General features: G+C 66.9%; 10 protein-coding genes. 4 read left to right on the top strand and 6 right to left on the bottom strand.

Annotated elements, in window-relative coordinates:
- Positions 1–2 precede the first annotated feature (2 nt).
- Positions 3–701, bottom strand: a complete 699-nt coding sequence (locus CHEID_RS04130; RefSeq protein WP_112770046.1) for an IMPACT family protein — start codon at positions 699–701, stop codon at positions 3–5.
- A gap of 23 nt (positions 702–724) precedes the next feature.
- Here CHEID_RS04130 and treZ point away from each other — a divergent pair, with 23 nt between their 5' ends.
- Positions 725–2590, top strand: a complete 1866-nt coding sequence (gene treZ / locus CHEID_RS04125; protein ID WP_112770047.1) for a malto-oligosyltrehalose trehalohydrolase — start codon at positions 725–727, stop codon at positions 2588–2590.
- A gap of 1 nt (position 2591) precedes the next feature.
- On the opposite strand, the gene dnaE is transcribed toward treZ, so the two are convergent.
- Positions 2592–6158, bottom strand: coding sequence for a DNA polymerase III subunit alpha (gene dnaE, locus CHEID_RS04120; protein WP_112770048.1), 3567 nt, complete (start codon positions 6156–6158; stop codon positions 2592–2594).
- 119 nt (positions 6159–6277) lie between these two features.
- Here dnaE and CHEID_RS04115 point away from each other — a divergent pair, with 119 nt between their 5' ends.
- On the top strand, positions 6278–7561 hold the full coding sequence (locus CHEID_RS04115) for an alanine racemase (RefSeq protein WP_273661336.1): 1284 nt from the start codon (positions 6278–6280) through the stop codon (positions 7559–7561).
- Between the two features lie 65 nt (positions 7562–7626).
- On the top strand, positions 7627–8985 hold the full coding sequence (locus CHEID_RS04110) for a D-arabinono-1,4-lactone oxidase (protein WP_273661334.1): 1359 nt from the start codon (positions 7627–7629) through the stop codon (positions 8983–8985).
- Positions 8986–9016: 31 nt separating this feature from the next.
- Here CHEID_RS04110 and CHEID_RS04105 read toward each other — a convergent pair whose 3' ends face one another.
- The 3 genes from CHEID_RS04105 to lspA are packed head-to-tail and all read right to left on the bottom strand — an operon-like array spanning position 9017 to position 11305.
- On the bottom strand, positions 9017–9808 hold the full coding sequence (locus CHEID_RS04105; RefSeq protein WP_181645973.1) for a hypothetical protein: 792 nt from the start codon (positions 9806–9808) through the stop codon (positions 9017–9019).
- Positions 9801–10736, bottom strand: coding sequence for an RluA family pseudouridine synthase (locus CHEID_RS04100; protein WP_112770251.1), 936 nt, complete (start codon positions 10734–10736; stop codon positions 9801–9803). The genes CHEID_RS04105 and CHEID_RS04100 overlap by 8 nt, the downstream gene beginning before the upstream one ends.
- Positions 10736–11305 carry a signal peptidase II gene (gene lspA / locus CHEID_RS04095; RefSeq protein WP_238599423.1) on the bottom strand — a complete coding sequence of 190 codons (570 nt, stop codon included), beginning with the start codon at positions 11303–11305 and terminating at the stop codon, positions 10736–10738. The genes CHEID_RS04100 and lspA overlap by 1 nt, the downstream gene beginning before the upstream one ends.
- 90 nt (positions 11306–11395) lie before the next feature.
- Here lspA and CHEID_RS04090 point away from each other — a divergent pair, with 90 nt between their 5' ends.
- Positions 11396–12367 carry a DUF6263 family protein gene (locus CHEID_RS04090; protein ID WP_112770249.1) on the top strand — a complete coding sequence of 324 codons (972 nt, stop codon included), beginning with the start codon at positions 11396–11398 and terminating at the stop codon, positions 12365–12367.
- A gap of 112 nt (positions 12368–12479) precedes the next feature.
- Here the strand turns inward: CHEID_RS04090 and CHEID_RS04085 are convergent, their stop codons facing one another.
- Positions 12480–13136 carry a WKL family lipoprotein gene (locus CHEID_RS04085; RefSeq protein ID WP_238599422.1) on the bottom strand — a complete coding sequence of 219 codons (657 nt, stop codon included), beginning with the start codon at positions 13134–13136 and terminating at the stop codon, positions 12480–12482.
- Positions 13137–13288 lie beyond the last annotated feature (152 nt).

Raw genomic sequence — 13288 nt, 5'->3', positions numbered from 1 at the left:
GGTCAAGAGTTTAACGCCCCACGGCTCACGGGCACCTCCACCCACGCCATCCCAGCCGCGTCCGCGCTCACCCGCCCGCCCGACAACCGAGCCACGAGCTCCGGCACCCCCGGACCGGCGACGGTGAACTTCACGTCGCGCCCGTACTCCACGTCCACTACTCGCACCCCGGCCTCTCCCGCGGAACGCAGCTCTGCCTCCACCCGCCCCGCCTCGGCATGGTCCAGGCGGAAGTGGAAGAGGCGCTCGGGTTGGCGTCGTACCACATCCACCAACCGCAACACCTCCCGCGCCGCATCCGAATAGGCCCGCACCAACCCCCCGGTGCCCAGAAGGACCCCACCGAAGTAGCGGACCACGACCACGGCCACATCCTGCAGGCCCCGCAGCATATCCAACATCGGCTGGCCCGCGGTGCCGGCCGGTTCCCCGTCGTCGCTGGAGCGTGCCACCGGCTGGGCCCCAGGGGTGTGGAGGATGAACGCGCTGCAGTGGTGACGGGCGTCCGGGTAGGCCTTGCGGACCTCCTCCACGAGAGCCCGCGCCTCCTGCTCGGAGGTCACGCGGCGGGCGATGGCGATGAAGGTGGATCGGCGCACCTCGATCGTGGCCTCCCACTGCCCATCCGCGGGGCGCAGGTAGCTCTCGCCGGGGGTGAGGTGCTGCCCAGTCGGGTCGGTCTGCGGAGTTGAAGCGGGCATTGCCCCATCTTAGGGTTACGGGCATGGACTCTTATGCCGTCTGGGCACCCAAGGCCGATCAGGTGGACCTCGTTCTCGCGGGCTTCGGGCGCACGGGATCTGGGGGAGATTCGGGGGCCGACTGCGCGGAGGGCGAGCGCCGCATTGCGATGACGCCCAGCGAAGGGGGTTGGTTCACCTCCGCAGAGCCGGTGGTGGAGGGTCAGCGGTACGGCTACAGCGTCGACGGCTCCCCGGTGTTCCCGGATCCCAGGTCCCGGCGGCAGCCAGATAGTATCCACGGGCTCTCCCAAATCTGGACACACCCGGCATTGCGGCCGTCGGACCCAACCGGCGAGCAGCACGCTCGGTCCGAGCGGCACGCCGACACCGCACAGCGCCCCCGCCCCCTCGGGCGCCCCCTGCGCGGGGAGGTCCTCTACGAGCTGCACATCGGCACCTTCACCCCGGAGGGCACCTTCGACGGGGCCATCGCCAAGCTGGATTACCTACGCAATCTCGGGGTAACCGCGGTGGAGCTCATGCCCGTCCAGCCGTTCGGTGGCGCGCGCAACTGGGGTTATGATGGGGTTAGCTGGCACGCCGTGCACGAGGGCTACGGCGGCCCGGACGGCCTGGCCCGGTTCATCGCCGCCGCCCACGAGCGGGAACTGGCCGTGATCCTGGACGTGGTCTACAACCACTTCGGGCCAGACGGGAACTACACGGGGATTTTCGGCCCCTACACCGCCGGGGGTTCTACGGGATGGGGGGAGACGGTCAACCTCAACCAACCGGATTCCGACGAGGTCCGTCGCTACATCCTCGACGCGGTGCGCATCTGGACCCAGGAGTTCGGGGTGGATGGGCTGCGCCTGGACGCGGTGCACGCCTACGACGACACGGGAGCGGTCTCCATCATGGAGCAGATGCGCCAGGCCGCCGCGCCCAGCTATCTCATCGCCGAATCCGACCAGAACGACCCGAAGATCACCGAGCGTTTCGGCCTGGCCCAGTGGAATGACGACCTTCACCACGCCATCCACGCCGCGGTGAGCGGGGAGACGGACGGCTACTACGCGGACTTTGGCTCGGTGGAGGCGCTAGCGGCGGTGTTCCGCCGGATCTTCTACTACGACGGCCGGTATTCCTCGTTCCGCCGACGCACCCACGGCCGCGCGCTGACCGTCCCGAAGCCCTGGCGCTTTGTGGTGTACACGACCACCCACGACCAGACCGGAAACCGAGCTCGCGGGGATCGGCCGAGCATGAACCTCTCCCCCGCCCAGCAAATGCTCAAGGCCGTTCTCGTGCTCACCAGCCCCTTCACCCCCATGCTGTTCATGGGAGAGGAATGGGGCGCCAGCACGCCCTTCGCCTTCTTCGTCGATCACGAGGATCCGGAGCTCAACCGGTTGACCCGCGAGGGCCGCCTGCGGGAGTTCGAGGCCCTCGGGTGGCGGGCCAGTGATGTTCCCGCGCCGGAGGACCCGGAGACGTTCCGGCGTTCCATGCTGGTGTGGGGGGAGCTGCAGGAGCCACCGCATGCAGCGATCTTGGCGGGGTACCGGGAACTGTTGCGGTTCCGGAAGGAGAACCGGCTGGCGCAGGCGGGCCTGCCGGAGGTCCGCACGAGCGCTGGGTCCGGGACGGAAACCGGCCACAGCCCCGAAGCCGATTTCGGCCCCAGTTCCGACGGCGCGGACCGGTGGATTGAACTGACGTATCGGACCCCGGTGAGCACGGTGTTTGTCGTGGCCAATCTCTCGGCGGATCCGGTGTCCATCCCTGTTTCGGACGCCCCCAACAGCGCGTGGGCGGACCTGGGCGTGGATGCCAGCCACCTGGACCCGGCCGGACAGTTGCGGCTGGGCCCGTGGGGCACGCTGTTCTGGGCCGCGTCCCACTAACTCAGGCAAAAATGCCCTCCCACGTGCTGGCCTTGAGATCCCCCATGAGGTTTGCGCACTTGTTGACCCGCATGGAGGGGTCCAGCATGTACTGCACTTCCTCTTCCCCGTCCACGACGGTGAGGTACACATCCGAGTCCCCTCGGTTGCGCTGGAGGACGTGGCGCAGCCGGTCGATATTGTCCTTGGTCACCTGGTCCACCCTGATGTTGAGGCGCAGCGGCACGCCGGTTCCCGTTCCGGTGCTCAGCTCCGCGGGCTTGAGGTCCTGACAGAACACACTCATCCGGTCGTCGCGGTACTTGATGCTGGCCTTGGCGAGGATGATGTTGTCCTCCACCAGGTGGGGGGCCACCATTTGGTAGGTGCGGGGGAAGACGAGCAGCTCAACCTGGGCGCCATGATGATCCTCCACCGTGGCGATGACCCAGGGGCTACCGTTGCGGTCCACCCGGCGGTCGACGGAGGAGATGATCCCGCCGATCTTGATGTCCTTGTTGTCCGGCAGTTCCCCCGCCAGGACGGTGGTCAGCGGCGTATCTACCTGGGCTTCCAGGGCCGTTTCGAAACCGTCGAGGGGGTGCCCGGAGACGTAGAGCCCCAGCATGTCCCGCTCGAGCGCGAGCTTGTGCTTCCGCTCCCACTCTTGGTCGGGGACGTTGACGCGGAACACGTCCCCGGCAGACTCCTCCTCCAGCCCCGCGAAGAGGTCGAACTGCCCTCTCGCGGCGGCCTTCTTCGTGGAGATCACCGCATCAACCGCATCCTCGTGGATGAGCACGAGGCCCTTCCGAGGGTGGTTGAGCGAATCGAAGGCCCCCGCCTTGATGAGCGAATCGATGACGCGCTTGGACGCGGCGGCGGCCTCGATCTTATCCAGGAAGTCGGAGAAGTCCTTGAACTCCCCCTTGTCCTCACGGGTCCGGACGATGGATTCCACGACGTCCTCGCCCACATTGCGCACTGCGCCCAGGCCGAACCGGATATCCGAGCCCACCGGCTGGAAGGTGTACTTGGACTCGTTGACGTCCGGGGAGAGCACCCGCAGGCCCAGGTGGCGGCAGTCCGCCAGGTAGATCGCCGACTTGTCTTTCTTATCGGACACGGAGGTGAGCAGCGCAGCCATGTACTCGGCGGTGTAGTTGGCCTTGAGATAGGCCGTCCAGAAGCTCACCAGCCCGTAGCCGGCGGCGTGCGACTTATTGAACGCGTATCCGGCGAAGGGGAGGATCGTGTCCCACAGCGTCTTGATCGCCGCCGCGGAGTAGCCGTTATCCTGCATGCCCTTTTCGAAGGCGACGAACTCCTTTTCCAGCACCTCCGGCTTCTTCTTACCCATGGCCTTGCGGAAGCCATCGGCCTGGCCGGCGGTGTAATTCGCCACCTTCTGGGCGATACGCATGATCTGCTCTTGGTAGACGATCAGCCCGTAGGTTTCCTCCAGGATCTCCTCGAGGGGTTCGGCCAGTTCCGGGTGGATGGGCACGATGGGCTTGCGGCCGTTCTTGCGATCCGCGTACTCCCAGTGCGCCCCTACCCCCATCGGCCCCGGGCGGTATAGCGCGAGGGCGGCGACGATGTCGTTGAACCCGGTGGGGGCCATGCGCTTCAGCAGGTCCTGCATGCCGCTGGAGTCCAATTGGAAAACGCCGAGGGTCTCCCCCCGGGCGAGTAGCTGGTAGGTGGGTTCGTCTTCGGTTGTTAGCGCTTCGAGGTCCAGGTCCTCCCCGCGGTTTTCCTTGATGTTTTCGATGGCATCGCCGATGACCGTAAGGTTGCGCAGACCCAGGAAGTCCATCTTCAACAGGCCGATGGCCTCGCAGGCGGGATAGGGCCAGCCGGTGATGAGGGCTCCGTCCTGCTTGCGCTTCCACATGGGGATGCAGTCCAGCAGGGGGACGGAAGACATGATGACGGCACAGGCGTGCACGCCCGCCTGCCGGATCACGCCCTCCAAGCCGAGGGCGTCGTCGTAGATCTTCTTCACGTCCGGGTCCGTCTCGATGAGCTCGCGCACCTCGGCGGCCTCGGCGTAGCGCTCGTGCTGGGGATCCATGATGCCGGATAGGGGGATGTCCTTGGCCATGATGGCGGGCGGCAGCTTCTTGGTGATCCGATCCGCCATTTGGAACCCCGGCTGACCGAAGTGGGCCCGGGCCGAATCCTTGATCGCCTGCTTGGTCTTCACCGTGCCGAAGGTGATGACCTGGGCGATCTTGTCCTCACCCCAACGATCGGAGGCGTACCGGATCATCTCGCCCCGGCGGCGGTCGTCGAAGTCGATATCGATATCCGGCGCAGACGGGCGTTCCGGGTTAAGGAAGCGCTCAAAAAGCAGGTCGTGCTCGATGGGGTCGATGTTGGTGATCGTCAGGGCGTAGGCCACCAGCGCCCCGGCGGCAGAACCACGCCCGGGGCCCACCCGGATTCCCACGCTGCGGGCGTACTTAATGAGCTCAGCGACGATGAGGAAGTAGGAGGGGTACCCCTTCATGTCGATCACGCTGATCTCGTACTCGGCCCGATCCAAGTAGTGCTGGGGAACGTCCCCACCGTTGAATCGCTCGCTCAGTCCGCTGAGGACCTCGTGGCGCAGCCAGGAGGTGGGCGTGTGCCCCTCGGGGACGTCGGCGATGGGCATCCGGTCGTGGGGGTGCTCGGCCCACACCTCCGAATAGTCCCCGACCCGCTCCGCGATCCACAGTGTGTTGTCACAGCCCTCCGGCACGATGTGATCCCACTGGGCCCGAACATCCGCGGCCGAGCGAATGTAGTAGCTGTCCCCCGTGAACGCAAAGCGCTTACCGCCCTGGTCCACGGTCGGTTCGCTCATGGTGCACCCGGTCTGCACGCACAGCATGACCTCGTGGGCCTTGTGCTGGGGCTGCAGGACGTAGTGGCAGTCGTTGGTCACCAGCGGGGGAAGCTCGAGCTTGCGGCCGATCTCTAGCAGGTCGTCGCGGACCCGCTTTTCGATGTCCAGCCCATGATCCATGAGCTCGAGAAAGAAGTTGTCCTTGCCATAGATGTCCTGCCACATCGCGGCGGCCTCGAGGGCCTTATCAAACTGGCCGAGACGCAGCCGCGTCTGCACGTCCCCGGAGGGGCACCCGGTGGTGCCGATGATTCCTTCCGCCCGCTCCGCGATGAGCTCGGCGTCCATCCGGGGCCACTTGCCCAACTGTCCTTCGTAGGAGGCCATGGAGGACAGGTAGAACAAGTTGCGCAGACCGGTGGCGTTCTCCGCAATCATGGTCTGGTGGAGGTAGGCCCCGGAGGCGGAGACGTCGTCCTTCTTCTGCTCCGGGTTTCCCCAGCGCACGCGATCCATGTTGAAGCGGGAGTCCGGGGCCAGGTAGGCCTCGATGCCGATGATGGGCTTGATGTCCGCGGCGGTCATGGCCCGGTAGAAGGCATCGGCTCCGAACATGTTGCCGTGATCGGTCATGCCCACGGCGGGCATGCCCTGGCGTTTGACCTCTTCGGCCAGAAGGTCCACCTTGGCCATGCCGTCCAGCATGGAGTACTCGGTGTGGTTGTGGAGGTGGACGAAGGAGGAGCCGCTCATGCTGCGCTATCTTAGCGGCCTCACCGGACACCCAATTTCTCGCATTCCGGGCGCAATCTTTCCCCGTCAGCGGCTAAGTAGGGGACATAGCAGTGCAAGGAAATCTAGAATCGGTGGGCATGAATTCGGCCGACCCCACCCGTGCTTCCCACCCGGGAAACCCGTCTGACGGGGGCCGGAAAACCACGCAGACATCCGAGAGGCAACCCTCCGATCCCCACCCGCCCGAGTCGGTCCGAGCTGCCGTGGCCCACCTGGACGCCCCCTTTGCGGTTCTCGACGTAGATGCCGCCCTCGCAAATGCCCGGGACATGGCAGCTCGAGCTGCAGGTACGCCCATTCGCCTAGCCAGCAAGTCCATCCGCATCCCGGAGCTGATGCGGCGGGTTCTTCGCCAGGAGGGCTTCCGCGGGATCCTCGCGTACTCCCTCGCGGAGGCCTGCTGGCTAGTGGATACGTCGATGTCCACCGATGTCGTAGTGGCCTACCCCACTGTGCACGCAGCCGCCCTGCGCGCGCTGGTTTCGGATCCGCGCCGTGCGGCGGCGATCACGCTCATGGTCGATTCGATGGATCATCTGGACGCCATGAACGCAGCGTGTCCCCCCGGCGGCCGCCCGGATATTCAGGTGTGCATCGACGTGGACGCCAGCCTTGCCGTGGGCCCGGCACGCCTCGGGGGGTTGCGCTCCCCCCTGCGCCGGCCGGCCCAGGTGGCTAACCTCGCGGCGGAGATTCTGCGACGCGACGGGCTGCGCCTTCGAGGTGTGATGGCCTACGAGGGGCAGATCGCGGGAACGGCAGATACTGGGTGGGCCGTCCGTGCCATGAAGCGGGTGTCCGCGGCGGAATTGCGCCGCCGGCGGGCTCGGGTGGTCCGGGCGGTTCAGCAAACGCTCGCCGCCGCTGGTGGCAGGGACGAGCTGGAGTTCGTCAACGGCGGCGGCACCGGCAGCATCGAGTCCACCCACCGGGAGGCGGTCATCACTGAGATCGGCGCTGGTTCCGGGGTCATCGGCCCGGGTCTGTTCGACCACTATCGGTCCTTCCGCCCGCGCCCTGCCCTGTGGTTCGTGCTGCCCGTCGTGCGCCGCCCCAACCCGCGGACGGTCACGGTGGCCGGCGGCGGCCGGGTGGCCTCGGGGCCGGTGGGGCGGGATCGTCTGCCCACCGTCGATTTCCCCCCGGGCCTGTCCTATGCCCGTCTGGAGGGGCCAGGAGAGGTGCAGACGCCCCTGACCGGCGCGCCGGCAGCGGGGCTGAACCTCGGCGACCACGTGTGGTTCCGCCACGCAAAGGCTGGGGAGGCCAGCGAATTCTACAACCATGTAGTGGTCGTTAGCGCCGGTCGGATCGTCGACCGCTGGGCTACGTACCGCGGTGCGGGGTACGCCTTCTCCTAATGGGAAGAAGGAAAACGATAGCGAGCACCGCAACAAATTTCCCGGGAAAGGGTGAGTAGCACATCGTGAGCGAGCTGCAAGCAGGGATCAACACCACCTTGCGAAGGGGACGGGGGCGCTGGCGCAACTGGTCCGGCGTGGTCCGCGCCACCCCGCAAGACATCGTTCAACCCCGCGGGGAGGCCCAACTCGCCGAGCTGTTGGCCACCACCGCCCGCAGCGCCGAGCGGGTGCGGGCAGTGGGGGCGGGACATTCGTTCACGGCACTGGCCGCCACCGAAGGGGTCCTTGTGAACCTCGATCGCATGCAGGGGCTAGTGGGGGTGGATCCTGCGGCGCGCCGGGTAACCCTTGCGGGCGGCACCCGCCTGCGCAAGATCCCGAACTTGCTGCGGCCCCACGGGGTGGCCCTGCCCAACCAGGGCGATGTGGACCCCCAGTCCATTACCGGGGCAATCAACACCGGCACCCATGGCACCGGCGTGGGCTACACGGGTTTCGCCGGGTTGGTTCGCGGCTTCCGGATCGCCCTGGCCTCTGGGGAGATTCGCCAGGCCCACCCCGATGCACCGGACAAGCTGGACCGGGATTTGTTCCACTACGGGCGTATTGGGCTGGGGGCCTTGGGCATTGTCACCCAGGTCGACATGGACGTCGCCCCCAGCTTTGTCCTCGCCGCCCGAGAACACGCCGAGCCCGTGGCGGACATTACCCGGAACTTCCCCAACCGCGTGCACGCGGCAGACCACGTGGAGTTCTACTGGTTCCCGGGAACCGATGTGGCCCATGTGAAAACGAACACCCGGCATCCCGCCGACCACCCCACCCAGCCCATCTCCCCCCTCAAGGCCGCGATCGAGGATGAGTTGCTGAACAACGTGGTTTTCGGGGCCATGTGCAACCTCGCCACCGTCCTGCCCCGCACCACCGGACCCCTCGCACGGCTGGGGGCCGCGACGCTCGCCCAGCGGGAGTACTCGGACCTCGCACACGACGTCTTCGTCTCCTCCCGGCGGGTCCGCTTCAACGAGATGGAGTATGCCATCGACCTCGAGGACGCCCCCGAGGTCCTAGCGGAAGTGCAACGCACGATGAACACCTGCGACCAACGGGTGCTCTTCCCCATCGAGGTGCGCGCAGCCGCCGCGGACGACGTGCCCCTGTCCACCGCCAAGGGGCGGACAACGTGCTACATCGCCGTCCACCGGTTCCACCGCGACGACTATCGGGCGCTGTTCCGCCACATCGAGCCCATTCTTAAAGCCGCCGGTGGCAGGCCGCACTGGGGCAAAATCCACACCTGTACCCACGAGGAGTTGCTGGAGCGCCACGCAGACCTGCCGGCCGTGGCGGAGCTGCGGGCCCAGGTGGATCCCACCGGAGTTTTCCGCAACGGCGAAGTGGACCGGATCTTCGGGCTGTAGTCGGCCGACGAACCGGGATCTGCGTGTGCCCCTACAGGGCCCCGGAGTATTGGTTCTGGCCACCAGTGCGCAAGACCCCGTCCAGGTCCACGGATCCTCCCACGTCCGGCGCCGCGTCCTGCGGGGGGACATCTGCCCGCACCCCCATCCGCCCGTAGATCGCCCCCGGATCGGCGGGCTCTACGAGGCGAACCCCCGTCTTGGCGTCGACACCCCGAAGAACATCCGGCGTGGCGCGGATGAGCACGCCATTGACGACCACCCGGCGTGGATCACCCGGGCGCAAACCCGCCTTAGCCGAGAGATCCGCGAGGGCCCGGTCGAACACCTCCGCGCGGGTATGCCCCGCCACCGGCTCCGGCAACACCCACTGCACATTGGGGCCCACCAGCAGCGTGCTCACCCGCCCCGGCACATCCCCCAACGCCGCCTTGAGCCCGCCCGCGTCCCAGGGCGCATCGGGGGTGACGAGCGCCCAGCGGGGTTCCTCGCCCTGCATGCTCGCGAGCTGCCGGTCAGCGAACTGCTGGTACTCCCGCCCCTCCATCCCGATTGGGCCAAGCTGGTCCCCCATCGGCAGCGGAACCCGGGAGGTTCGATCGGATTGACTCAGCGCAACCACCGCGAGGACCAGCAGGGCGGTACATACCGCCGAGACCCACATGACCCACGCCGGGCGGCGGGTGGCCTGCCAATCCAACTGCCGGCTCCGGCGGGTATCGCGCGCCACCGCCTGGGAAGCCCTGGCCCGATATGCCGCAGCCGCGCCGGGCGGGCGACGGGAGCCAGCAGAGCCGCCGGAATCCCCTGCTGGCTTAACCACCGTTGGCCTCCCTCAACCGGGTAAGCGCCCGATCCAGATCCTCCGGGTAGGGCGATTTTACCGTCATCCACTGGCCGCTGGGATGAGTAAACCCCAGGGACACAGCGTGCAACCACTGCCGGTTCAACCCCAGCAGGGCGTTAAGCTCCGGGTCCGAGCCATACATCGGATCGCCGCACAGCGGGTGGTGGAGTGCCTCGAAGTGCACGCGGATCTGGTGGGTACGGCCCGTTTCCAGGCGCACCCGCAACAAGCTGGCCTGCCGATGGGCCTCTAGCGTTTCGTAGTGGGTCACCGCGTGTTTACCGTCCTCCCGCACCGCGAAGCGCCAACCGGCGGAGTGGTGACGGCCGATGGGGGCGTCGATCGTCCCCGCGGAAGGATCGGGATGCCCCTGGACGAGGGCGTGGTACGTCTTGGTGACCTCCCGGTTGCGAAAAGCACGCTTGAGCTGGGTATAGGCCCGCTCGCTGGCGGCCACGATCATGACCCCGGAGGTTCCCACATCCAGTCGTTGCACGATTCCCTTGCGCTCCGGGGGGCCGGAGGTGGAGATCCGAAAACCCGCGGCGGCCAGACCGGAGGTCACCGTCGGTCCCTCCCAGCCGAGGGTGGGGTGGGCCGCAACGCCCACGGGCTTGTCCACGCAGATGACGTCGTCATCCGAGAAGAGGATGTCCATGCCCTCCACTTCCCTGGGCGGCTCCGCAGCGAGATCGCGTTGCGGCTCGGGCAGGAGGACGTCCAGCCAGGAACCGGGCAGCAGGCGGGCGGACTTGCCGACGACCACGCCGTCCTGGCGGACCTCCCCGGCCTCCGCCAACTGGGCGGTGACGGTTCGGGACAGACCCAGTAGCTTGGATAGGCCCGCGTCCACCCGCAGGCCCGCCAAACCGTCGGGGACGGGGAGCATCTTGGATTCCCGCATTAGCCGTGCACCTCCTTTTTCCCACCGGCGGGCGCCGCCGCTCCCCCTTCGACGGACAGGTCCCCGTGCCCCTCGGCAGCCACTGCCACCTGGCGGGTGCGGGCCGGTTCCACCACGAGGGAGTAGAGCAGGTACACCGCCACCCCCACAGTGATCGCGGAATCTGCGACGTTGAAGACGGCAAAGCTCCAGAAGCTGAAGAAGTCCACCACATGGCCATGCATTCCGCCCGGCGAGCGGAAGATGCGGTCCAGCAGGTTCCCCGCCGCTCCCCCACCGATGAGACCGATACTCAACGCGGACCACATCGAGCGGCTGCGTAGCGACAACACTAAGCAGAGGATGACCGCTGCCAGTTGGATGAGCGAGAACACGATCGTGACCTGAGTGCCCATAGAGAAGGCCGCCCCAGGGTTGCGCACAAGGTAGAGGCGGAACCACTCACCGAGCACCGGCAGGGGCTTGTCCGGCGTAAGAGCGTGGACGGCCCACAGTTTGCTGACCTGGTCGATCAACACCACCGCAGACATCAACGTCAGGGCGGTGGCGGTGCAGCGGCGGTGTTTCACCCGATCGAGTCTAATGCCCCACCTGCCCCTGGCAATCTCCCCACCGCGCGCTGACGGACCCATCCGCCCTGCCTGCTACCCTCTTGCAGTGTGAACGCAGCCCGCACGAAGCGCATTGCCGCAGCCGCCCTTGTGGCGCTGTCGGGGTTTGCCGCCGCCTGCTCGGATAACCCAAGTAAGGACTCCGCGCCCGTGAGCGCGCCGGTGGACGGCGTGAACGTCCAGCTAATCTCCCCCGGCGAGGATCCCACGGAACCGCTGGTGTGGTTTGCTTCCGACGGTGAACAATCCGTCACTTTCTCCGCGACCAAGGGCCTAGCCCAGCGCACCGAGAGCTCTGATCCGAGGTCGGGCTCGAGCTCCGAGAACAGCAGTGCGTCACCGACACCGTCGAACGGTCCCCAGGCCCCGGGCGTGGACGCCGTGCCCTACCAGGAAACCACGATGCTGCTACCGCTCACCGCCAGCGTGGACAGCGACGGGAAAACACGCACCACCAAGGTGACGGTGGGCACGCCCACCGGCGACAATGAGCAGCGCAACGCCGACATCGCTACCGCCAAGGGCTTCGTGATGACCACCCAGTCCACCGTTGACGGCCGCCCGCAAACTCGCTCCTTCGCCGCCCCCGAGTCTGCATCGACCAGTGCGCGGGCCGGGGTGGAGGAATCCCTGACGCAGATGAACCAACTTCCCCTGGTCTTCCCCGCCGAACCGGTGGGCCGCGGGGCCCAGTGGAAGGTCTCGAGCCGGGTAGACGATGGTGTTTCCATGCAACAGACCACCACGTACACCTTGTTGGAGCGGCAGGGTTCCACCGTCACGCTGGACGTGGACATTCAACGCAAACCTGCGGTGGCGAGCCTGCCCGGGACGGATCTAGAGGTACAAGACGTCCACAGTTCCTCTTCGGGGCAGGTGACCCTCGACCTCACCCGAGCGCTTCCGACTCAGGGCCACATCACCGTGACTACGGACGTGACCTATGGCAAGCAAGGCAGCCCCACAAGGGTCGTGCAGACCAGCACCGGGAAGTCCCAGTGGCAGCCCACCCGGCCCTAGGGCGGGCGGTATTGAATTCTTGCTGCCTCTAAGGCGCCGCGGCCCCCGTCGAGTCATCTGACCTCGGCACGGGGGCGGTGCTGCAGTCACGGAGCAGCCGTGTCTGGCGGACTTAGGGCGCCGGAGCTGGGGCCGGCGCAGGCTGACCCTCCGGTGCCGGAGCCGGAGCCGGCGCGGGCTGACCCTCCGGGGCAGGGGCGGGAGCCGGTTGGCCCTCCTGCGCAGGGGCCGGTGCGGGGGCTCCCCCGTCCGGTGCCGGGCGCTGGTTGGCAATCTCCTTACACAGCGGCGGGACCTGATCCGGCAGGGCGGATTCCACAAGGGAACATGCCCAGCGCTGGTCCAGCTTCCACGTCCCCCCGTCGTTAACAAACTCCACTCCGCTGATGACCTGCGGTTCCCGCTCTGGCAGCACCAGATTCACAGTGGCGCTGACGGTATTCGGCAGGATCCCCGGTAGCACCGGGTCTACGACCTGAAGCTGCGCCTTTGTCTGCTCGCGCGAGGCGGTCAGCGCATCGAAGATCGCCGGAGCCTGCTCCCCGCCCACAACCGTCTGAACCTTCTGATCAGTCGGCACCTGGGGATCCGCCGCCTTGTTCAAGATGTCCTGCAGTTGTGCGGCAGAAGGCAGAGCGGACTCACTTGCACTGGGAGCCGTGGCCTCATTGGAGGCGGTGGTCTGCTGCTGAGAATCCTCGTTGTTGCCGCAGCCCACCAGGGCCAGAGACAACCCGGCGATGACGGCCATCGCCCGTGTGGTTTTCACGTGTGTTCTCCTCTTGCTCGACTACTTCCGGCGCAACGTACCCCCGGGTTCTTCTGTGCAGATGGTACACATCGCAACGCCGCTGGCAACTACCCTGCAAAGCTATGCCCACTTCCCCATCACCCTTGCCCGGCCCCGCCGCCGATCGCCCA

Source organism: Corynebacterium heidelbergense (genome assembly GCF_028609845.1).
GTDB lineage: Bacteria > Actinomycetota > Actinomycetes > Mycobacteriales > Mycobacteriaceae > Corynebacterium > Corynebacterium heidelbergense.
This window is presented reverse-complemented; position numbering and strand designations above follow the sequence as displayed.

Excerpts from the sequence above, each read along its gene's own strand:
- CHEID_RS04130 (WP_112770046.1), bottom strand. The coding sequence starts at position 701 with ATGCCCGCTTCAACTCCGCAGACCGACCCGACTGGGCAGCACCTCACC.
- treZ (WP_112770047.1), top strand. The coding sequence starts at position 725 with ATGGACTCTTATGCCGTCTGGGCACCCAAGGCCGATCAGGTGGACCTC.
- dnaE (WP_112770048.1), bottom strand. The coding sequence starts at position 6,158 with ATGAGCGGCTCCTCCTTCGTCCACCTCCACAACCACACCGAGTACTCC.
- CHEID_RS04115 (WP_273661336.1), top strand. The coding sequence starts at position 6,278 with ATGAATTCGGCCGACCCCACCCGTGCTTCCCACCCGGGAAACCCGTCT.
- CHEID_RS04100 (WP_112770251.1), bottom strand. The coding sequence starts at position 10,736 with ATGCGGGAATCCAAGATGCTCCCCGTCCCCGACGGTTTGGCGGGCCTG.